Source organism: Micromonospora sp. NPDC050795 (genome assembly GCF_044456785.1).
Classification (GTDB): Bacteria; Actinomycetota; Actinomycetes; order Mycobacteriales; family Micromonosporaceae; genus Micromonospora.
Map to the genome: position 1 here is coordinate 86,830 of NZ_JBITGE010000011.1, position 20,848 is coordinate 107,677.

Consider the following 20,848-nt stretch of genomic DNA (forward strand, 5'->3'; position numbering starts at 1 on the left):
CCGGGCACACGCCCGGCAAACGTGGGATTGTGCGGGCCGGACCGGCCCGGAGTGGCCGGAATGGGGATGAGCCGCGCGTAAGGGTGACGACCGTCGCGAGCCTGCCGAGGGGCGCCCAACCGGCAGGCGACCGACCGCCGGGTGCCCGACCGGGGACGAACCGGTCGAGGACGGCCCTCGCCGACCGCCGATCTCGCGGCGGCGGCGTCGAGCGCGCTGATCCGCTCTGGTTCAGGGACGTCGGGGCGTCGGCATACTCAGGACACCCCGACTTGGGCGAAAGTCGAGCGGATCGGGTTGTCCGAGGTAGCGGCCGACGGGCCGGCACGCTGAGCGGACAGGGTCCGGCCCCCGCGCCGGATGCGACGGGGGCCGGGTGTCGGTTCGGTCAGGGTGTGTGGGTGAGCAGGGTGAAGCCCAGGTTGGCCGGTGTCCCGGCCGAGTTGCGGGTCTGCACGAAGACCGCGTTGGGCGTCAGCAACCGCGGGGCGACCGAGACCTCGCCGCCGGGCGGAATGCAGCAGGAGCCGGACAGCGACAGGGTGGCCAGGAAGGCACCGGCCGAGACGTTGTAGCCGAAAATCACCTCGTACTCCCCGACGCCGTACTTGACCACGGTGCCGGTGCCGCGCGCCTTGGTGCCGTTGGAGTTGACGACGGTGAAGACGTTGGTGGCCACCAGTGGGGTGGCCGCGCTCGCCTTCAGCGCGGCTTTCGCGATACGCGCCGACTCGGCGCTGACCGGCGGCTGGGAGTTCGTGCCGCGTGCCGGCTGGACCGCCTCCTGCGGCGCCAACGCCTGCGGCTGGGCGATAGCGATGCCCCCGCCGGCGAGACTGAGCCCCAGGACAGCGAACGTGACCGCCGCCACCTTACGTCGGAAGGATGTGCTCATGACAGGTCCCCCTTGTGTGAGCGTGCGAATTCGGCCGACCCGCAAGGCGGGACGGATGACTGCCAACAAATAGGCGTACGACGACAGTTGGGCGGGGGAAAGCTGCCTTGCTCACACCCTCCGAGATTGATTTCTCGGTAATCTGCATCCCCTCTGAGCTGCTGTTACTACTCAGAGTTGCGTCGTTTAAGCCAGATGGAACGTAGCACCGGAAAAAGCTGCCAGTCAATAGTTGATCTCGCTTTTCCGGGGTGTCAACCAACCGTCAGACAATAGTGAAATGTGAGCGCATCACCATTCATGAAATGGGCATGTCGGGCCCGACTACGATCATCTTCGTGATCGTCGACGCTCAACCCGCGCACCGGAGCGCCCGGCTCGGCACTGTGCTCTGCTGGCTTGCCGTCGTACCCACCGCCCTCTGGGCGGGGGTCCGACTGCTCAGCCTGGACCGGGGGCCGTTGGTGCAGGCGCTCGCGTTCACGCCGTACGTCGCGGGAGTCAGCGTGCTGGTCCTGGCCCTCGCGCTCGCCCTGCGGCGCTGGTGGCCGGCGGCGGTCGCGGCCCTGGCGGCGGTGGCGTTGCTCGGTACCGTCGCACCTCGGGCGCTGGCCAACCCGCAGCCGGCAGCGGCCGGGCCGACCGTGCGGCTGCTCACCGCCAATCTGCTCGCCGGCGCGGGCGACGCGCGGACACTGGTGGAGCTGGTCCGGCGACACCAGGTGGACGTGCTCACCGTGCAGGAGTTCACGCCGGACGCGCAGGCCGCCCTGGATCAACTCGGCCTCGCCACGCTGCTGCCGCACCGGCAGCTCAACCCCGAGATCGGCACGCCCGGCTCCGGGCTCTACTCGCGGTGGCCCCTCACCGACGGTGGCGTCCGACGCAACCTCGAGGGCTGGGGCTTCAGCCAGGCGTACGCGACGGTGTCCGTCCCCGGCGGGCCCCCGGTTAGCGTCGAGTCGGCCCACCCCTCGGCGCCGTACGCGCTGGACCAGGTGGGTGCCTGGCGGGCCGACCTGACCGCCCAACCACCGGCCACCCCGGACGGTGGCCTGCGGATCCTCGCCGGAGACTTCAACGCGACCCTCGACCACGGTCCACTGCGGGCACTGCTGCGCAGCGGTTACGTCGACGCCGCCGACGCCACCGGGGCGGGCCTGACCGGCACCTGGGGTCCCTACGACGGTGACCTCATCCCACCCGTCACCATCGACCACGTCCTGGTCGACCACCGGATAGCGGTCCGCTCAGTCGAGGTGTTCACCCTCCCCGGCAGCGACCACCGCCCCGTCCAAGCCACCCTCACCCTCCCCCTAACCCGTTAACCCCCCCGGCCCCGCACCCCACCCCCGCTCTCGTCGATCTTGCACTTACTGTCCCGACATCAGCGACAGAAGCCGCAGACCATCAACACAAAGTGCAAGATCGGCGAGGGCGAGGGCGAGGGTGGGGGCGAGGGTGGGGGTGGGGGTGGGGTGGGGTGGGACGGGAGGGGCGGGGTGGGGGTTAGACGGAGGTGGGGGCTAGGCCGTAGGTCAGGGCGTCTACCAGGGCGTGCCAGCTGGCCTCGACCACGTTGGGGTGGACGCCGACAGTGGTCCAGTCCCGGCCGCCGCCGTCGGAGGTTTCCAGCAGGACCCGGGTGACCGCGCCGGTGCCGTGACTCCCCTCCAGAATCCGCACCTTGTAGTCGGCCAACTCGAAGTCGCGCAGTTGTGGATAGTGCCGCGCCAGCCCCACCCGCAGCGCCTCGTCGAGGGCGTTGACCGGGCCGTTGCCCTCGGCGGTGGCGATCACCCGCTCACCGCGAACCCGGATCTTGACGGTCGCCTCGGAGACCACAGCGCCGTCCTCACGGTGCTCGACCAACACCCGGTACGACTCCAGGGTGAACGGTCGGGCCGGGCTGCCCTCCGGCATCTCGGAGCGGACCAGCAGCTCGAACGAGGCGTCGGCCGCCTCGAACGACCAGCCACCCGCCTCCAGCTCCTTGACCCGCTTGGTGACCCGGTTCAGGGCGTCCGGGCTGGCGGCCAGGTCCAGGCCGAGCTCACGACTCTTGAGCTCGACGCTGGCCCGACCGGCCATCTCCGTGATGAGGATCCGCATGTCGTTGCCCACCACCGACGGGTCCACGTGGTTGTAGAGCAACGGGTCGACCTTGATCGCGCTCGCGTGCAGCCCCGCCTTGTGGGCGAAGGCAGCGGCCCCGGCGTACGCCTGGTGGGTGTCGGGGGCGATGTTGGCGATCTCGGCGATGGCGTGCGAGACCCGCACCATCTGCGCCAGGCAGCCCTCCGGTAGGACGGGCATGCCGAGCTTGAGTTGAAGGTTGGCGACGACCGCGAAGATGTCGGCGTTGCCTGGGCGCTCGCCGTACCCGTTGGCGGTGCCCTGCACGTGGCGGACGCCCGCCTCGACGGCGGCGATGGTGTTGGCCACCGCGCAGGAGGTGTCGTTCTGGGCGTGCATACCGAGCAGCCCGGCGTCGATCCCCAGCCGGTTCGTCAGGTCCTGGATCACGGCGGTCACCTGGGACGGCAGCATGCCGCCGTTGGTGTCGCAGAGCACCATCCGCTCGGCGCCGGCGGCGAGCGCGGTCTGCACCACGGCGGCGCCGTACGCGGGGTCGTGCCGGTAGCCGTCGAAGAAGTGTTCGCCGTCGACGAAGACCCGTCGGCCCTCGCGGACGAGGTGGTTGACGGTGTCGTGGATCATCGCGAGGTTCTCCGCGCCGGTGGTGCGCAGCGCGCGCTCGACGTGCCGGGTGTCGGCCTTGGCGACCAGGGCCACGGCCGGGGTCTGCGCGTCCAGCAGGGCGCGTACCTGGGGGTCGTCCGCGACCGCGACGCCGGCCTTACGGGTGGCGCCGAACGCGACGAGTACGGCGTGCCGCAGGTCCAGTTCTGTGCGGGCACGGCGGAAGAACTCGGTGTCCTTGGGCACCGCGCCCGGCCAGCCGCCTTCGATGAAGCCGACGCCGAACTCGTCGAGCAGCCGGGCCACGGCCAGCTTGTCGACCACCGAGTAGGTGAGCCCCTCGCGCTGAGCGCCGTCGCGCAACGTGGTGTCGAAGACCTGGAACGTCATCAGGATCCTTTCTCGGAGCAACAAAAAGACCTCCCGCGGATGCGGGAGGTCTGCGCGCTCGGCAGAGGGGAGAGCCGGCGCGCTAGGTCGCAATAATCAGGGCGGTGCTGGTCACGATGGCCACTCTGCCACCCCTCTCCCGAATGTGGGAGGAACAATCCATATAGCGGGATGGTGACGGAGGGTTGGTACGCCCCGAACCGCCGCTCGTGATCGGCTTCACAAGCCACCTGGGCCACTCATCGGGGGAACCAGCCATGCGAGAGCATCGGGAACGGATCCGATGATGGCCACCGTGCCGTCAGCAAGGAGGACCTGTGCTCACCGTCAGTGACCGATTACCTGAGCACGGCCTCGCCGCCTGCGTATCGCTGGGCGCCAACAACGCGTCCACGGCGGTCAACCACACGTCCCACGAGGGCACGTGGTGTGTGGTCTTCGTCGGGCCGATGGGTTTCACCACCATCAGCCCGACGGGGATCGCCGACGAGACCTCCGCCGCCGGGTTCTGACCATGGGCCTGGACGCGATCAAGGCAGCTCTGCCGGAGTACGCCAACGACATCAGGCTCAACCTGGGCGCCACAATCGGTTCCTCGGCGTTGACCCCGCCACAGACCTGGGGCGTCGCGCTGGCCTGCGCGGTGACCGCTCGCAGCCCGGTGGTGTTGCGGGAGTTCGCGGCCGAGGCGCTCGGGCACCTCGGGCCGGAAGGCGTCGAGGCGGCCAAGGGTGCTGCGGCGATCATGGCGATGAACAACATCTACTACCGGGCCAAGCACCTGATCGGCGACGAGCTGTACGCCTCGATGCCGGCCCGACTGCGGATGCGGATCATCGCGAGGCCGGGGGTGGACAAGGGCGACTTCGAACTCTGGTGCTTCGCCGTGTCGGCCATCAACGGGTGTGAAGTGTGCCTGGAGCTGCACGAGAAGAAGCTGCGCGGCAGCGGCTTCACCCGGGAGCAACTGCACGAGGCCCTGCGGATCTCCGCCGTGGTGCACGCCGCGGCGGTCACCCTGGACGCCGAGACCGCCCTGGCCTGAACACGGCCGCCCGAAACGGGCCGACGCCGCACTTCGCGGCCCCTCGCCGTACAGCGGCCCGTCGCCGTACAGCGGCCGTGCCACGGCCTGATCGCCGTTTCCGGCCCCCGACGGCCGGGTAGCTCCTGCGGGGACGCACCCACCTTCGGCGAGACGATCGGCGACAGTCAGGAGTGAACGGCATGGACAGGATCGATCCGCACGCCACCCACGCGGGGCCGGACCCGCTGCGCGGCGGCGACCAGGGCGCGGTGCCCGGCGGTGCGCCGGCCGGCACGTTCGACCCCTGGCGCTACCGGGACCAGGCCGGCGTGGCCGACGTCGACCTGGTCGGCTACAAGGTCGAGGCCACCGACGGGGGAATTGGCAAGATCGACAGCGCCAGTCACGAGGTGGGCGGCAGCTACCTGGTCGTGGACACCGGACCCTGGATCTTCGGCAAGAAGGTGATGTTGCCGGCCGGCACCGTCAACCAGGTCGACCACGACCAGCGCACCGTCTCCGTCGACCGGACCCAGGACCAGATCAAGGCCGCCCCGGAGTACGACGAGACCAGCCACAGCGACCCGAGCTACCGGGATCAGCTCGGCGGCTACTACGACGAGACGTACGGCGCGCTCCCGCCCGGCACCGCACGCTGACTGTTCGACCCGACGGCCGGTGGGGCACCGCCCCACCGGCCGTTACCGTGTGAACGTGGACGTCACCGAGAACAACCCCCAGCTCTCGCTCCCCGCCACCTTCAACTTCCGCGACGTCGGTGGCCACCTCGGCCACGACGACCGGCCGGTACGCCGAGGTCGGCTCTACCGCTCCGACTCGCTGCACCGCCTCACCGAGCAGGACCGCGACGCGTTCGCCGCGATCGGGATCCGCACCGTCATCGACCTGCGCCGCCCCACCGAGGTGGAGCGCGACGGCCGGGTGCCGGAGTACCAGGGACTGACCTACCGGAACATCCACCCGGAGCACGCCGACTGGGCGGGTACGCCGCACGAGGAGGGCGCCAGCCTGGCCCGGTACCTCGCGGACCGGTACGCCGACCTGGCCCAGACCGGCACCGCCGGGCTGGCCGAGGCGGTGGGCCTGATCGCCGACTCCGCCAACGCCCCGGTGGTGGTGCACTGCGTCGCCGGCAAGGACCGCACCGGCATCGTGTGCGCGTTGACCCTCGCCGTGCTCGGCGTCGACGACGCGGACATCACCGCGGACTACGCGTTGAGCAGTGTGGCGTCGGCCCGGTACAGCGCCTGGCTGGCTTCGGTCACCCCGGGGGGCGTGAACGTGCCGGCACCGTTCCTGAGCTCACCCGCGGAGGCGATGCAGATCTTCCTCGACGAGTTGCGCGCCGGGCACGGCTCGGTCGAGGCGTACCTGCGCCACGCCGGGGTGACCGAGGAACAGCTCGCCGCGCTCCGCGACCACCTGCTCGACGAGCCCACTGAGGCGCAGCCCAACGACGCGTAGCGCCGACTGTGCCGGCCCGTCCGGGTGGACGGGCCGGCGCGGCGACGGAGATCAGAAGACCCGCTGCACCCAGCCGTGCGGGTCGGCCGCCTTGCCCCGCTGGATGTCGACCAACTGCTGACGCAGGGCCATGGTGACCTGACCGGGCTCGCCACCACCGATCAGGAACTCGCCGTCCGGGAAGCGGACCCCACCGATCGGGGTGACCACCGCGGCGGTGCCGCAGGCGAACACCTCCTTCAGGCGTCCGCTGGCGGCGTCGGCCTGCCAGTCGGCGAAGCTGACCGGCCGCTCCTCGACCTGGTGTCCGGCCCCGGCGGCCAGCGCGAGGACGGCGTCGCGGGTGATGCCCGGCAGGATCGTGCCGGTCAACGGTGGGGTGACCACTGTGCCGTCGTCGTAGACGAAGAAGACGTTCATCCCGCCCAGCTCGTCGACGAACCGGCGCTCCACCGCGTCCAGGAAGACGACCTGGTCGCAGCCGGCCTCGATGGCCTCCGCCTGGGCGGCGAGCGACGCGGCGTAGTTGCCGCCGCACTTGGCCGCGCCGGTGCCACCGGGCGCGGCCCGCGTGTAGTCCGGGGAGACCCAGACGGTGACCGGCTTGACGCCACCGGTGAAGTACGCCCCGACCGGTGAGGCGATCACCATGTAGAGGTACTCGTTGGCCGGCCGGACGCCGAGGAAGACCTCGCTGGCGAACATGAACGGCCGCAGGTAGAGGCTGCCGTCCTCGCCGGTCGGGATCCACTCCCGGTCGATCTCGATGAGCTTGTGCAGCGAGTCGACGAACACGTCCGGCGGCAGCACCGGCATCGCCATCCGCTGTGCGGAGGTGGCGAAGCGGGCCGCGTTGGCGTCCGGCCGGAACATCGTCACGCCACCGTCGGCAGTGCGGTACGCCTTGAGCCCTTCGAAGATCTCCTGCGCGTAGTGCAGCACCGCGCTGGCCGGGTCCATCGGGATCGGGGCTCGGGCCTCCACCCGGGCGTCGTACCAGCCCTTGCCGTCGGCGTAGCGGACGGTGACCATGTGGTCGGTGAACACCCGGCCGAACCCGGGGTTGGTCAACAGTGCGGCCCGATCGGCGACGGATACCGGCGCGAGATTCGGACGGATCTCGAAGTCGAGCTTGTCACCACCGCTCATCGCGCTGACCTCCCTGCGGGACAACGGCATGCGGGACCGCACACCGACATGGCTGTGCCAGAAACTTACCCCGAACGCTCGTTCAGCGGGTAACGCCGGTCGGCTGCCTGTGGCAGACCGGTCGCCACGCGGGCCGGGGTGATCAGGCTACGGCGTGGGCGGCGAGCCGGTCGCCGACCTCTTCGGTACGCAGCGTCACGCCCGGCACGCGGCTGGCCAGCTCGGCGGCGACCGCCGCGTTGACCCGAGCGGCCGACTCGCTGTGCCCGAGCTGCTCCAGCAGCAACGCGGCGGAGAGCACCGCGGCGACCGGGTCGGCGATGCCCTGCCCGGCGATGTCCGGCGCCGAGCCGTGCACCGGCTCGAACATCGAGGGGTACGCCCCCTCGGGGTTGATGCAACCGCTGGCGGCCAGCCCGATGCCGCCGGTGACGGCCGCGGCGATGTCGGTGAGGATGTCGCCGAAGAGGTTGTCGGTGACCACCACGTCGTAGCGCTGCGGCTGGGTGACCAGGAACATGGCCGCCGCGTCGACGTGCTGGTACTCGGTCTCGATGTCCGGGTGCTCGGCGGCGACCGCGTCGAACGTACGCGCCCAGAGCGACCCGGCGTGGGTGAGCACGTTGGTCTTGTGCACGAGGGTGACCTTGCGCCGTTCCCGGCGGCCGGCGCGGGCGAACGCGTCGCGGATCACGCGCTCCACGCCGTGCCGGGTGTTCAGGCTCTCCTCGGTGGCGACCTCGGCCGGGGTGTCCCGGTGCAGGGAACCACCGGCACCGGCGTAGAGCCCCTCGGTGCCCTCGCGCACCACCACGAGGTCGACCTCGCCCGGCTTCACGTTGCCCAGCGGGCCGGCGACCCCGGGCCAGAGCCGGGACGGGCGCAGGTTGACGTACTGGTCGAAGGCGAAACGGAGCTTGAGCAGCAGCCCACGCTCCAGCACGCCCGGCGGGACCGTCGGGTCACCGACCGCGCCGAGCAGGATCGCGTCGTGTCCGGCCAGCTCGGTCAGCACCGAGTCGGGGAGCACCTCTCCGGTACGGTGCCAGCGGGCGGCGCCGAGGTCGTACTCAGTGGCCTGCACGCCGGGCAGCACCGCGTCGAGGACCTTGCGGGCCTGCGCGACCACCTCGGGCCCGATGCCATCTCCGGCCACCACCGCGATCCGCGCCACGACCGCACTCCTCTGCTCAACGGTTGTTCGGGCAACGGTACGTCGCCGTCCCGCCTCCCGGTACGCGGCGTCCACAATTTGGGATTCCCGGATGCACAGCACCCTCTCAGCTGGGACTCATGAGGCGGTCATCTCCGCTGCCTACGGTAGTACTCAGTGGGTCGCGGGGGCCTGCTGACCAACGGGGTCGCGGTGACGCGGCACCAAGTGCGAGGGGGCAGATGCGATGCGCATCGACGAGCAGCCGCGGACCCGCTGGCCGGACACGTCCGCGTTCCGCAACCGCCGGCCGGACCTTCGACTCGGCAGCCGCCGTCACCGGATCGACCCGGCCGCCGCCACCGAGGGCCGGATCGCGGTGCAGCACACCGTACGCACCGCGACCGCCGAGTACACCCTGCTGCTCAACGCCCCCGAGTGGCTCGGCCGTCGGGGCGTGGGCGAGGCGTTGCGGGACAGCGTCGCCGAGTTGCGCGCCATCGACCTCACCTACGGGCCCAACCGGCCGGAGAGCCTGGTCTCCCGGCTGCGTCGGGGCGAGATCAGCCCGGAGTCGTACCCGCCGCTCGCCGATCTGGTGGACCGCTGCGCCGCGATGCGCGCGGCCACCGACGGGTGGTTCGACGCCTGGGCGGTGCCCGGCGGCTTCGACCCGGGCGGCCTGCTCGGCGGTTGGGCTGTGGAACGGGCCGCCGAGCGACTGCGCAACGCCGGCATCCACGACTACGCCGTACTCACCGGCGCTGACCTCGTCGTCCGGGGCCGCGCACCGCACGGCGGTCCCTGGCGGGTCGCGGTGCACCACCCGACCGCACCCGAGCGCGCGCCGCTGGTGCTGGAGATGACCGCCGGCGCGGTCGGCACCTCCGGGGTGAGCGGGCGGCAGGGGCACGTGGTGGACCCGCACACCGGCGAGCCGGCCGATCACCTCGTCGCCGCCACGGTGGTGGGCCCGGACCTGACGATCGCCGACGCCTACGCCACAGCGCTCTACGCCGCCGGCCCCACCGGCCTGGCGTGGTTCCGGGGCAACTCCGACTATCGCGCGCTCTTCGCCCACCGTCGCTGAGCGGAACGCAGTAGCGATCGGCCCCCACGGTCTCGGCAACGACAGTGGGGGCCGGTCAGCGACGAGTGCGCGTGGCTCGCACAACCGAGGGGTGCGGACCGGTCGGGCCGGACGTCGACCGCGCCACCCGAAGACGGGCCGGCGCCTCGAACTCGGCCAGTGACCGCAGTGCGTACGCTAGCGAATCGACGCAACTCGACGCAAGAGTCTCCACACCGGACCGTCGCTACCGGAGACTGTGGTAATCGGTGGTTGACCGGCGGCGAGGCAGTTTCGACATGATGAACGACGGATGGCACGCTATCCGCCGTGAGTTTCGATCTGAGCGTGTGGGCCCTGGAGGACGGGGCGACGCCCGAGGACGTGCGGACAGCGGTCAACGGTTGCCGGCAGGGGCGGCACGTGGACCGCTACCCCGATCCGCGGGTGGTCAGCTTCTACCGGGCGATCACCGCCTCCTATCCGGACCGTCACCCCGGCCCGAACAGCCCGTGGGCGGTGGCACCACTGCACGCGGCCCACGACCACGTCGAGCTGAACCTGCACCCGACCTGCGCGGACCAGGTGCTGCTGGACATCGAGCGGCTGGCCGGCGAGCACGGGCTGATGCTCTTCGACCCGCAGGACGGCTCGGTCTACCCGCCGCCGGCGCGGCTGCCCGGCTGACCTGACCGGCGGCACGGACGGGAAATGACGAGGGGCCCGGCGAATCGCCAGGCCCCCCACGGTGTTTGTCGTCTACTACTCGTCGCGCAGGTCGGCGGCGCTGGCCGAGGTGGCGCCGATCGAATCGGCGGCCGACGTGAGCAGGTCGGCACCGAGCGCCTGGTCGACGGTGAGCGTCATCAGCGTCTCACCGCCCGCCTCCCGACGAGCCACCTGCATGGCGGCGATGTTGATGCCCGACTCGCCGAGCAGGGTACCGACCGTGCCGACCACACCGGGCCGGTCCGCGTAGCGCAGGAAGAGCAGGATGCCCTCCGCGCCGATCTCCACGTCGAAGCCGTCCACCTCGGTCAGCTTCAGCACGTCCCGAGCGCCCGAGTGGGTGACAGTGCCGGAGACACTGACCGTCCGGCCGTCCGGCAGCGCGCCGCGCACCGTGACCAGGGTCGGCTGCTCGGCCGTCTCGGCCAGCGTGGCCAGGGTGACCTCGACGCCACGCTCGGCGGCCAGGTGCGGGGCGTTGACGTAGGTGACCTGCTCCTCGACCACGGAGCTGAACAGGCCCTTGGTCGCGGCGAGCTTGAGCACCGACACGTCGTGGCTGACGATCTCACCGCGGACCTCGACCGTGACGCTGGCGGCGACCGCACCGGCGACAGCGGTGAACGCGCGGCCGAGCTTCTCCGCCAGCGGCAGCAGCGGCCGAACGTCCTCGGCGACCACACCGCCGGCCTGCACGTTCACCGCGTCCGGAACGAACTCGCCCTGCAACGCCAGCTTGACGCTCTTGGCCACGGCGAGACCGGCCTTGTCCTGCGCCTCGTGGGTGGAGGCGCCCAGGTGCGGGGTGGCCACCACGTTGTCGAAGGCGAACAGCGGCGACGAGGTGCACGGCTCCTTGCTGTACACGTCGACACCGGCACCGGCGACCCGACCCTCGGCGATCGCGTCCGCGAGCGCCTGCTCGTCGACCAGCCCGCCACGGGCGGCGTTGATGATTCGAACGCCGGGCTTGACGAGGGCCAGCTCCTTCTCACCGATCAGCCCCACCGTCTCCGGCGTCTTCGGCAGGTGGATGGAGATGAAGTCGCTCTCCCGCAGCAGCTCCTCCAGGCCGACCAGGCGGACGCCGAGCTGCGCCGCGCGGGCCGGCTGGATGTACGGGTCGTACGCGATCAGCCGGGTGCCGAACGCGGCGATGCGAGACGCGAAGAGCACCCCGATACGACCGAGCCCGACCACGCCCACGGTCTTGCCCTGCACCTCGACGCCGGTGTACTTCGACCGCTTCCACTCCCCCGCCTTGAGCGCGGAACTGGCGCTCGCGGTGTTACGGGCGACGGCAAGCAGCAGCGCGACGGCCTGCTCGGCGGCGGAGACGATGTTGGAGGTGGGCGCGTTGACGACCATGACGCCCCGCGCGGTGGCGGCCGGCACCTCGACGTTGTCCAGCCCGACGCCCGCCCGGGCGACCACCTTTAGTCGCGGCGCGGCGGCGACCGCCTCGGCGTCGATCTGGGTCGCGCTGCGCACGATGACGGCGTCGGCCTCGGAGAGCGCCGAGAGCAGGGCCGGACGGTCGGTGCCGTCGACGTGACGGACGTCGAAGTCGTGGGCGAGCACCTCGATGGCGGCGGGGGCGAGTTCTTCGGCGATCAGTACGACAGGATTCATCGGTCCTCGTAGAGGTCGTGTATGCGATCGGCCCGGGCGGCGGGGCGCCGCACTGCGCCCTGCGCTGATCCGTGCCGTGGCCGTCAGGTGCCGGCTGCTGCACCTACAGGCGATCGTAGGGGCCCCGCTGGTCGGCGTGTTCCGGTCTTCGGGGTGAGTGCCCTCACACGCCCGGTCGGGCGACGGACATCGGCCGTTCACCGAACCGACATGGTTGCTCCGGCCGCGCCGAGCACCGGCGGCGCTGGTCAGCCGGTCACTGCGGAAGAGTCGTGGCGCACGAGCACTGCCGCCCGACGTATCGACGGGCGGCAGCATGCCGTGCAGCCCCGGGGCGGCGCTGGGGAGAGCGCCGGCCCAGGGGCTGTCGGTGGATCGTCGGTCGGACGGGTCAGGCGGTCTCGGTGATCGGACGGTCGACCCAGCTCATCATGCCGCGCAGCTTCTTGCCGGTCTCCTCGATCGGGTGCGCCGCACCCTCGGCCTGCCACTTGGTGAAGTTGGGCCGGCCGGCCTCGTCCTCGGCGACCCACTCGCGGGCGAACTCGCCGGACTGGATCTCACCCAGGATCTTGCGCATCTCGTCCTTGACCCGGGAGTCGATGATGCGCGAGCCGCGGGAGAGGTCGCCGTACTCGGCGGTGTCGGAGATGCTGTAACGCATCTTCGCGATGCCGCCCTCGTACATGAGGTCGACGATCAGCTTCAGCTCGTGCAGGCACTCGAAGTAGGCGACCTCCGGGGCGTAGCCCGCCTCGGTGAGCACCTCGAAACCGGTCTGCACCAGCGCCGAGGCGCCGCCGCAGAGCACCGCCTGCTCGCCGAAGAGGTCGGTCTCGGTCTCCTCGGTGAAGGTGGTCTTGATCGCGCCGGCGCGGGTGCCGCCGATTCCCTTGGCGTACGCGAGAGCGAGCGCGAGCGCGTTGCCGCTGGCGTCCTGCTCGACGGCGACGAGACAGGGCACGCCCTTGCCGTCGCTGTACTGGCGGCGGACCAGGTGGCCGGGGCCCTTGGGGGCGACCATCGCCACGTCCACCTCGGCCGGCGGCTTGATCAGGCCGTACCGGATGTTGAAGCCGTGGCCGAAGAAGATCGCCTTGCCGGGGGCCAGGTGCGGCTCGATCGACTCGGCATAGATCTTGCGCTGGGCGGTGTCCGGTGCGAGCACCATGATCACGTCGGCCTCGGCCGAGGCCTCGGCCGGCGTGAGCACCCGAAGGCCCTGCTCCTCAGCCTTGGGACGGCTCTTCGAGCCCTCCGGCAGACCGATCACCACGTCGACGCCGGAGTCGCGCAGCGACAGCGCGTGGGCGTGGCCCTGGCTGCCGTAGCCGATCACCGCGACCTTCTTGGCCTGGATCAGGCCGAGGTCGGCATCGTCGTCGTAGTACACCTCAACGCTCATGAGAACTTCCCTTTCGTACGACGGCCGGGGCGGCCCGTCGTGGTCTGTGCGGATGAATTCGCCGGACGGCCGGCCGAGGGCCGACCGGTGGCGGGTCAGGCGGCCCGCAGCGCGGGGCCGGCGGTGATCGAACGCGAGCCGCGCCCGATGGCCACCAGCCCGGACTGGACCATCTCCTTGATGCCGAAGGCCTCGAGGTCGCGCAGGAGCGCGTCGAGCTTGTCCGGGGTGCCGGTGGCCTCGATGGTCAGTGTGTCCGGTGCGACGTCGACCACCCGGGCGCGGAACAGGTTGACCGTCTCCAGCACCTGCGAGCGCGCGGCCCGGTCGGCGCGCACCTTCACCAGCAGCAACTCCCGGGCGACCGAGACCTGGGGATCCAGCTCAACGATCTTGAGCACGTTGACGAGCTTGTTCAGCTGCTTGGTGACCTGCTCCAGCGGGGACGACTCCGCGTTGACCACGATGGTGATCCGGGAGACGTCCGGGTTCTCGGTCTCGCCGACCGCCAGGCTGTCGATGTTGAAGCCGCGCCGGGAGAACAGGCCGGAGACCCGGGCGAGCACGCCCGGCTTGTTCTCCACCAGCACGGACAGGGTGTGCATGGTCATGCCACGGCCTCGCTTCGCTCGGTCATGGCATGACCATGCGCATCACTGAGCTTGATGATTCGTTCGCTTCGCTCACTCATTAAATGTCATCCTCGTCGAAGACCGGGCGGACGCCACGGGCGAACATGATCTCGTCGTTGCTGGTGCCGGCGGCGACCATCGGCCAGACCATCGCGTCCTTGCCGACCACGAAGTCGATCACCACGGGGGCGTCGTTGATCTCCATGGCGGCGGCGATGGTCTTGTCCACGTCATCCGCGCTCTCGCACCGCAGCCCGACGCAGCCCAGAGCCTCGGCGAGCTTGACGAAGTCGGGGATGCGGTGCTTGTGGGTGCCGAGCTCGGTGTTGGAGTAACGCTCGTTGTAGAACAGCGTCTGCCACTGCCGGACCATGCCGAGGTTGCCGTTGTTGATGACGGCGATCTTGACCGGGATGCCCTCCAACGCGCAGGTGGCCAACTCCTGGTTGGTCATCTGGAAGCAGCCGTCCCCGTCCACCGCCCAGACCACAGTGTCCGGCTTGCCGACCTTGGCGCCCATCGCCGCCGGCACCGCGTAACCCATCGTGCCGAGACCGCCGGAATTCAACCAGGTGTACGGCTTCTCGTAGGAGATGAACTGCGACGCCCACATCTGGTGCTGGCCCACCCCGGCCACGAAGATCGCGTCCGGGCCGACGATCTCGCCCAGCCGCTTGATCACGTACTGCGGGGACAGGGTCCCGTCGACCGGCTCGTCGTAGCCCAGCGGATAACGGTCGCGCAGGTCGTTCAGCTGCGTCCACCAGTCACCGAGGTCGGCGGTGCGCCCCGCCGACCGCTCGGCGGTGACGGCGGCGATCAGCTCGTCGATGACGTGCTTGGCGTCGCCGACGATCGGCACGTCCACGTGCCGGTTCTTGCCGATCTCGGCGGGGTCGATGTCCGCGTGCACCACCGCCGCGTCCGGGGCGAACGAGTCCAGTTTGCCGGTGACCCGGTCGTCGAAGCGTGCGCCGAGCGCGACGATCAGATCCGCCTTCTGCAGGCCGTAGACCGCGGCGACGGTGCCGTGCATGCCGGGCATTCCCAGGTGCTGCTGATGCGAGTCGGGGAACGCGCCGAGCGCCATCAGCGTGGTGACGACCGGGATGCCGGTCAGCTCGGCCAGCCGCCGCAGCCCGTCGGTGGCACCGGCCTTGAGGACCCCGCCGCCGACGTAGAGCACCGGCCGTCGGGCCGCGGCCATCAGCCGCGCCGCCTCCCGGATCTGCTTGCCGTGCGGGTGCAGGGTGGGCCGGTAGCCGGGCAGGTCCAGGGTGGGCGGCCAGGAGAAGGTGGTCTGCGCCTGGAGCACGTCCTTGGGGATGTCGACCAGCACCGGGCCGGGTCGCCCGCTGCTGGCCAGGTGGAACGCCTCGGCCAGCACCCGGGGGATCTCCTCGGCGTTCTGCACGAGGAAGTTGTGCTTGGTGATCGGCAGGGTGATGCCCTGGATGTCCGCTTCCTGGAAGCCGTCGGTGCCGATCAACGGGCTGGCCACCTGCCCGGTGATGGCCACCATCGCCACCGAGTCCATGTACGCGTCCGCGATCGGGGTGACCAGGTTCGTCGCGCCCGGGCCGGAGGTGGCGATACAGACCCCGACCTTGCCGGTGGCCTGCGCGTAGCCGGTCGCCGCATGCCCCGCGCCCTGCTCGTGCCGCACCAGGATGTGCCGGACCGTCGAGTCGTAGAGCGGGTCGTACGCCGGCAGGATCGCGCCGCCCGGAATGCCGAAGACGACGTCGACCTCGAGCGCCTCGAGGGACCGCACGAGCGAGCTGGCCCCGGAGATCGGGGTCGCGGCGGCGGGCCGTACCGCCGGGGCGGCCGGGTTGGCCGTGCGCGTGGCGGCCTGGTCGACGTCGACGGTCGGGTCGACGGCCGCGCGGGCCCGGCGGGCGGTGTGGGCGAGGGTCTCGGGCGTGGGTCTCGTCATGGCGGTTCTGGCCTTCGGCTGGAGTGGCTGGTGGCTAGTCAAGCGATGCGACGCGGGCGGGGCCCGCCTCGCCAGGTTCCGATGGCAATAAAAACGGCCCTCGTGCAGATGCACGGGGCCAGCGCACTCTCGGTGAGGGAGAGTGCGCTCAGGTAAGTACTCGCAGCGACCGGTACGACGACATGCGGCTAAGCCTGACGCATCTCACGCGATGAGTCAACTGATCCCACATGTTGGTTAACGGAGGTCGGCGCGTCGACCGGCGACGCGCCATCGGCGGGCGGGGTGAGCTGCCCGGACATGCCCGGAGGGCGGCGTGGCGCGGGCACCGGAGCGGGACGCGCACCCGGTGACGTGGCCGCCTCCAGCATCGCCTCCAGGTGCTCGGCCGGCACCCCCCAGCCGAAGAGCGCGCCCTGGCCGAAGCGACAACCGGCCGCCACCACCGCGGCCAACTCGGTCGGGGTGGTCACCCCCTCGGCGATCACCTCCAGCCCCAACTGGTGACCCAGGCGCATGACGATGTCGACCATCGGGGCGAACGCCGGACCGTCCTGACCGACCGGGCGGACCGGCTCGTGCTCGGCGACCAGGCTGTGATCGATCTTGAGGATGTCGATCGGCAACCGGCGCAGCTGCCCCAGCGACGAGTAGCCGGCCCCGAAGTCGTCCAGCGCGATCCGGACACCGGTCAACCGCAGCGCGGTCAGCCGCCGGATCAGCTCGTCCAGGTCGGTGGCGACCGCGTGCTCGGTGACCTCCAGCACCAGCCGCTGCGGCGGCACGTGGTGGGCGCGCAGCGCCTCGGCGACCTGGACCACGTACTCGGGGGCGTGCAGCTCGCGCGGGGAGACGTTGACCGACACCCAGACGTCGTGCCCGTCGGCCAGCCACCGGGAGAGCTGGTAGCAGGCCTGATGCAGCACCCAGGCACCGAGCGGGGCGATCATGCCGCACTCCTCGGCGAGCGGGATGAACTCGTCCGGACGCACGTTGCCAAGCTCAGGATGGTGCCAGCGGAGCAGCGCCTCGGCGCCGACCGGCCGCACCGACGGCAGCGACGCCACCGGCTGGAACGCCAACCGCAGCTCGTCGCGGTCGATCGCGCCGCGCAGCTCGTGCTCCACCGTCGTACGCCGGCGCAGCAGTTGGTCGTACGCGGCGTCGTACCGCTCGATCCGGTTCTTGCCACGCTGCTTGGCGTAGCGCAACGCCAGGTCGGCGTGGCGCAGCAGCAACTCCACGTCGGGCTCATCGGCCCAGTCGGCCACCCCGATGCTCACCGACAGGAAGACCGGCCCCTCAGGCTGGTCGTAGGGGCGGTTGATCACCCCGAGGAGCCGTTCGGCGACCCGGTCCGCCTCGACCGGCCGGCCCTGCATGAGTACGGCGAACTCGTCGCCGCCCAGCCGGGCGGCCACGTCGCCGGGGCGCAGGTTGCCGCGCAGCCGCCGGCCCACCTCGGCCAGCACGGCGTCGCCCACGTCGTGGCCCCGCATGTCGTTGACGTTCTTGAAGCCGTCCAGGTCCAGGCCGAGCAGCACACACGGGTTGTGGTCGGCGGCGTTGCGGTGCAGCGCCCGGAGCAGTCCGCGTCGGTTGGCCAGCGACGTCAGCGGATCGGTGTGCGCCAGCTCACGGAAGTGCGCCTCCCGCTCGGCCAGGCGGCTCGCGTACCCCCGGACGTCGCGAAGCGTGAGGTACTGCCGTGCCACCAGGGCGAAGCCCTCCACGCTGCCGGCCACGATGCCCGCCGCGGTGAACCGGCCGTCCTGGGCGAGGTGGTACATGGCCGAGGCGGCCATCGCCAGCATCGGGGCTATCGCGTACTCGCCGTCGCTACCGACCAGGTCAAGGTCGATCTGCCCCGGTCGGTCGGCCCGGTAGACAGTGAGCGCCACGGCCAGCAGGCCGGCGGCGAGCACCACCGCACCGGTCAGCGCCATTGTCGGCCCGGCCTGGCAGAGCCCGGCGCTCAGACCCAGCCCACCGCAGGTCACCGCGCTGATGCCGGCGCCCAGCGCGGCGAGCCGGCGACGTGGGGCGGCGGCCCGGAAGACGACGATCACGACGAGCCCGGCGCTGAGCGCGGCGCTCACAGTGGCCAGCAGGATCGCCGGGCAGGCCATCGGGGTGGCGGCACCGAGCAACCGGGTGGGCTCGGAGAAGAGCACCCAACCGACGAACCACAGCGCCGAGGCCATGACCAGGCCGTCCAGGGCGAGCCGGGCCGTTCCGGCCGCGGTGGCGGCCACCCCGGGCAGCCGCAGCAGACCAGCCGCGAAGGCCAGCCCGCTCACCGCCGTGCCGATCGCCACCATCGTCGCCCAACCGGTGCGCTGCCCCTGCTCGTGGGCCCAGTGGTCGTTCGCGCTGAGCGCGGCGACCACCCCGGCCAGGAGGCTGAGCAGGGCAACTGCGGCGGCGCCTGCGAGCAGCACGTGTGCCGGCCGACGCGGCACCGCCCGCCGCCGGGCGACGACGGTCAGCAGCACGGCGGCCACCGCGGCGACGAGCCCGCTGAGCGCCGCGACAGCGACCATGCCCGGTGGAATATGCACGCCTCCAAGAGTGCCGGATGGGCGCACCTCATGGGGGGCTGGGTGTGCATCTGTTGGGACACGGCAGATCGGGGGCGGGCCGGTGCGTCGACGGTGTCATGCTGGTATGCATGCCTGAGCTGCGGTCGAGGACTTCCACACACGGTCGGACGATGGCCGGCGCCCGGGCCCTCTGGCGGGCCACCGGGATGACCGACGACGATTTCGGCAAGCCGATCGTCGCCATCGCCAACAGTTTCACCCAGTTCGTGCCTGGTCACGTACACCTCAAGGACATGGGTGGCCTGGTCGCCGACGCGGTCGCCGAGGCCGGTGGGGTGGGCCGGGAGTTCAACACCATCGCTGTCGACGACGGCATCGCGATGGGCCACGGCGGCATGCTCTACTCGCTGCCCAGCCGTGAGCTGATCGCCGACGCGGTCGAATACATGGTCAACGCGCACTGCGCGGACGCCCTGGTCTGCATCTCCAACTGCGACAAGATCACTCCCGGGATGCTGCTGGCCGCGTTGCGGCTCAACATCCCGACCGTCTTCGTCTCCGGCGGCCCGATGGAGGCCGGCAAGACGATGGCGATCGAGGGCGTCGTGCACAGCAAGATCGACCTGATCGACGCGATGATCGCCTCCTCCAACGAGGCGGTCACCGACGAGCAGCTCGGTGAGATCGAACGCTCCGCCTGCCCGACCTGCGGTTCCTGCTCCGGCATGTTCACCGCCAACTCGATGAACTGCCTCACCGAGGCGATCGGACTGGCGCTGCCCGGCAACGGTTCGACGCTTGCCACCCACGCCGCCCGCCGGTCACTGTTCGTCGAGGCCGGCCGGACCGTCGTGGAGATCTCCAAGCGGTGGTACGACGGCGACGACGACTCGGTGCTGCCGCGTACGGTCGCCTCCAAGGCCGCCTTCGAGAACGCTGTCGCCCTGGACGTGGCGATGGGCGGCTCCACCAACACGGTGCTGCACCTGCTGGCCGCCGCCCGCGAGGCGGAGATGGACTTCGGCGTCAGCGACATCGACGCGATCTCCCGCCGGGTGCCGTGCCTGGCCAAGGTCGCCCCGAACTCGCCGAACTACCACATGGAGGACGTCCACCGGGCCGGCGGCATCCCGGCGATCCTCGGCGAACTGGACCGGGCCGGGCAGCTCAACCGGAACGTGCACGCCGTGCACTCCCCCTCGCTCGCGCAGTGGCTGACCGACTGGGACGTGCGCGGCGGCTCCCCCACCCCGACGGCTGTCGAACTGTTCCACGCCGCGCCGGGCGGAGTGCGTACCGTCGAGCCGTTCTCCACCACCAACCGGTGGTCGTCGCTGGACACCGACGCGGCCGGCGGCTGCATCCGGGACCGCGAGCACGCCTACTCGGCCGACGGTGGGCTGGCCATCCTGCACGGCAACCTGGCACCCGAAGGCAGCGTGGTGAAGACCGCCGGGGTGCCCGACGACTGCCTGACCTTCCGCGGCCCGGCGAAGGTCTACGAGTCGCAGGACGACGCGGTGACCGCGATCCTCGCCAAGCAGGTGGTCGCCGGCGACGTGGTGGTGATCCGGTACGAGGGGCCCAAGGGCGGCCCCGGCATGCAGGAAATGCTGTACCCCACCTCGTTCCTCAAGGGCCGTGGGCTCGGCCGCTCCTGTGCGCTGCTCACCGACGGTCGCTTCTCCGGTGGCACCTCCGGGCTCTCCATCGGGCACGTCTCACCCGAGGCGGCCTCCGGCGGGCTGATCGCCCTGGTCCGCGACGGCGACGAGGTCGTCATCGACATCCCGGCCCGGTCGATCGAGCTGAACGTGCCGGCCGAGGAGTTGGAGGCCCGCCGGGTGGCCGAGGAGAAGCGCGACAAGCCGTACACCCCGACCGATCGGCAGCGGCCGGTGTCGGCGGCGTTGCGGGCGTACGCCTCGATGGCCACCTCGGCCAGCGACGGCGCCTACCGCCGCGTCCCGGAGTAACCATCGGGACGTCACGCCGCGGTCGTGCCGGCGCACTGTGTCAGCCGGCGGGGCTGAAGCGCATGGTGACCGCCTGCCCGGCGTGCCGGGTCGCCAGGCGCAACAGGTGCTGCTCGGGGTC

The 20,848-nt window shown here is 71.0% G+C and carries 17 protein-coding genes; 8 read left to right on the forward strand and 9 right to left on the reverse strand.

The window, feature by feature from the left end:
- Positions 1-388: 388 nt before the first annotated feature.
- Positions 389-895, reverse strand: coding sequence for a hypothetical protein (locus ACIBEF_RS12380; RefSeq protein WP_396793494.1), 507 nt, complete (start codon positions 893-895; stop codon positions 389-391).
- A 341-nt stretch (positions 896-1,236) separates the two neighbouring features.
- Between ACIBEF_RS12380 and ACIBEF_RS12385 the strand changes: the two genes are divergently transcribed.
- The gene (locus tag ACIBEF_RS12385; RefSeq protein ID WP_396793567.1) at positions 1,237-2,223 is read left to right on the forward strand and encodes an endonuclease/exonuclease/phosphatase family protein; all 987 of its coding nucleotides are present in this window, start codon (positions 1,237-1,239) and stop codon (positions 2,221-2,223) included.
- Between the two features lie 181 nt (positions 2,224-2,404).
- On the opposite strand, the gene cimA is transcribed toward ACIBEF_RS12385, so the two are convergent.
- A complete protein-coding gene (gene cimA, locus ACIBEF_RS12390) occupies positions 2,405-3,988 on the reverse strand; it encodes a citramalate synthase (protein WP_396793495.1) in 1,584 nt (527 codons plus the stop codon).
- 317 nt (positions 3,989-4,305) lie between these two features.
- Between cimA and ACIBEF_RS12395 the strand changes: the two genes are divergently transcribed.
- The 4 genes from ACIBEF_RS12395 to ACIBEF_RS12410 all read left to right on the forward strand — a co-directional run bounded on the left by ACIBEF_RS12395 (position 4,306) and on the right by ACIBEF_RS12410 (position 6,500).
- Positions 4,306-4,500: a hypothetical protein gene (locus tag ACIBEF_RS12395; RefSeq protein WP_396793496.1), complete on the forward strand. Its 195-nt coding sequence runs from the start codon at positions 4,306-4,308 to the stop codon at positions 4,498-4,500.
- A 2-nt stretch (positions 4,501-4,502) separates the two neighbouring features.
- On the forward strand, positions 4,503-5,033 hold the full coding sequence (locus ACIBEF_RS12400; protein WP_396793497.1) for a carboxymuconolactone decarboxylase family protein: 531 nt from the start codon (positions 4,503-4,505) through the stop codon (positions 5,031-5,033).
- Positions 5,034-5,215: 182 nt separating this feature from the next.
- Positions 5,216-5,674, forward strand: a complete 459-nt coding sequence (locus ACIBEF_RS12405) for a PRC-barrel domain containing protein (RefSeq protein ID WP_355005300.1) — start codon at positions 5,216-5,218, stop codon at positions 5,672-5,674.
- 19 nt (positions 5,675-5,693) lie between these two features.
- On the forward strand, positions 5,694-6,500 hold the full coding sequence (locus tag ACIBEF_RS12410) for a tyrosine-protein phosphatase (RefSeq protein WP_396793498.1): 807 nt from the start codon (positions 5,694-5,696) through the stop codon (positions 6,498-6,500).
- 51 nt (positions 6,501-6,551) lie between these two features.
- Here ACIBEF_RS12410 and ACIBEF_RS12415 read toward each other — a convergent pair whose 3' ends face one another.
- Complete coding sequence (locus ACIBEF_RS12415) at positions 6,552-7,649, reverse strand: branched-chain amino acid aminotransferase (protein ID WP_355005302.1); 1,098 nt, start codon at positions 7,647-7,649, stop codon at positions 6,552-6,554.
- Positions 7,650-7,791: 142 nt separating this feature from the next.
- Positions 7,792-8,823, reverse strand: a complete 1,032-nt coding sequence (locus tag ACIBEF_RS12420; protein ID WP_396793499.1) for a 3-isopropylmalate dehydrogenase — start codon at positions 8,821-8,823, stop codon at positions 7,792-7,794.
- 226 nt (positions 8,824-9,049) lie between these two features.
- Between ACIBEF_RS12420 and ACIBEF_RS12425 the strand changes: the two genes are divergently transcribed.
- Both ACIBEF_RS12425 and ACIBEF_RS12430 read left to right on the forward strand, forming a co-directional pair.
- On the forward strand, positions 9,050-9,892 hold the full coding sequence (locus ACIBEF_RS12425; RefSeq protein WP_396793500.1) for an FAD:protein FMN transferase: 843 nt from the start codon (positions 9,050-9,052) through the stop codon (positions 9,890-9,892).
- Between the two features lie 309 nt (positions 9,893-10,201).
- Positions 10,202-10,558, forward strand: coding sequence for a hypothetical protein (locus tag ACIBEF_RS12430; RefSeq protein WP_091393184.1), 357 nt, complete (start codon positions 10,202-10,204; stop codon positions 10,556-10,558).
- Positions 10,559-10,633: 75 nt separating this feature from the next.
- Here ACIBEF_RS12430 and serA read toward each other — a convergent pair whose 3' ends face one another.
- From serA to ACIBEF_RS12455, 5 genes are all read right to left on the reverse strand, one after another.
- Complete coding sequence (serA, locus tag ACIBEF_RS12435) at positions 10,634-12,232, reverse strand: phosphoglycerate dehydrogenase (RefSeq protein ID WP_396793501.1); 1,599 nt, start codon at positions 12,230-12,232, stop codon at positions 10,634-10,636.
- Positions 12,233-12,623: 391 nt separating this feature from the next.
- Positions 12,624-13,637 (reverse strand): ketol-acid reductoisomerase, encoded by a 1,014-nt coding sequence (ilvC, locus tag ACIBEF_RS12440; RefSeq protein WP_357200833.1) that lies wholly within the window; start codon positions 13,635-13,637, stop codon positions 12,624-12,626.
- 95 nt (positions 13,638-13,732) lie between these two features.
- Entirely contained in the window at positions 13,733-14,248 is a 516-nt protein-coding gene (gene ilvN / locus ACIBEF_RS12445; RefSeq protein ID WP_088991111.1) for an acetolactate synthase small subunit, read from the reverse strand.
- Between the two features lie 79 nt (positions 14,249-14,327).
- Positions 14,328-16,208: an acetolactate synthase large subunit gene (locus ACIBEF_RS12450; RefSeq protein ID WP_396793502.1), complete on the reverse strand. Its 1,881-nt coding sequence runs from the start codon at positions 16,206-16,208 to the stop codon at positions 14,328-14,330.
- A gap of 188 nt (positions 16,209-16,396) precedes the next feature.
- Entirely contained in the window at positions 16,397-18,751 is a 2,355-nt protein-coding gene (locus tag ACIBEF_RS12455; protein ID WP_396793568.1) for a putative bifunctional diguanylate cyclase/phosphodiesterase, read from the reverse strand.
- Positions 18,752-18,879: 128 nt separating this feature from the next.
- On the opposite strand from ACIBEF_RS12455, the gene ilvD reads away from it, so the two are divergent.
- A complete protein-coding gene (gene ilvD / locus ACIBEF_RS12460) occupies positions 18,880-20,727 on the forward strand; it encodes a dihydroxy-acid dehydratase (protein ID WP_396793503.1) in 1,848 nt (615 codons plus the stop codon).
- Positions 20,728-20,848: the final 121 nt, after the last annotated feature.

Bases quoted from the DNA above. Each gene is read 5' to 3' on its own strand.
- ACIBEF_RS12415 (WP_355005302.1), bottom strand. From the start codon at position 7,649: ATGAGCGGTGGTGACAAGCTCGACTTCGAGATCCGTCCGAATCTCGCG.
- ilvN (WP_088991111.1), bottom strand. From the start codon at position 14,248: ATGACCATGCACACCCTGTCCGTGCTGGTGGAGAACAAGCCGGGCGTG.
- cimA (WP_396793495.1), bottom strand. From the start codon at position 3,988: ATGACGTTCCAGGTCTTCGACACCACGTTGCGCGACGGCGCTCAGCGC.
- ACIBEF_RS12450 (WP_396793502.1), bottom strand. From the start codon at position 16,208: ATGACGAGACCCACGCCCGAGACCCTCGCCCACACCGCCCGCCGGGCC.
- ACIBEF_RS12455 (WP_396793568.1), bottom strand. From the start codon at position 18,751: ATGGTCGCTGTCGCGGCGCTCAGCGGGCTCGTCGCCGCGGTGGCCGCC.
- serA (WP_396793501.1), bottom strand. From the start codon at position 12,232: ATGAATCCTGTCGTACTGATCGCCGAAGAACTCGCCCCCGCCGCCATC.
- ACIBEF_RS12405 (WP_355005300.1), top strand. From the start codon at position 5,216: ATGGACAGGATCGATCCGCACGCCACCCACGCGGGGCCGGACCCGCTG.
- ACIBEF_RS12425 (WP_396793500.1), top strand. From the start codon at position 9,050: ATGCGCATCGACGAGCAGCCGCGGACCCGCTGGCCGGACACGTCCGCG.
- ilvC (WP_357200833.1), bottom strand. From the start codon at position 13,637: ATGAGCGTTGAGGTGTACTACGACGACGATGCCGACCTCGGCCTGATC.
- ilvD (WP_396793503.1), top strand. From the start codon at position 18,880: ATGCCTGAGCTGCGGTCGAGGACTTCCACACACGGTCGGACGATGGCC.
- ACIBEF_RS12380 (WP_396793494.1), bottom strand. From the start codon at position 895: ATGAGCACATCCTTCCGACGTAAGGTGGCGGCGGTCACGTTCGCTGTC.
- ACIBEF_RS12400 (WP_396793497.1), top strand. From the start codon at position 4,503: ATGGGCCTGGACGCGATCAAGGCAGCTCTGCCGGAGTACGCCAACGAC.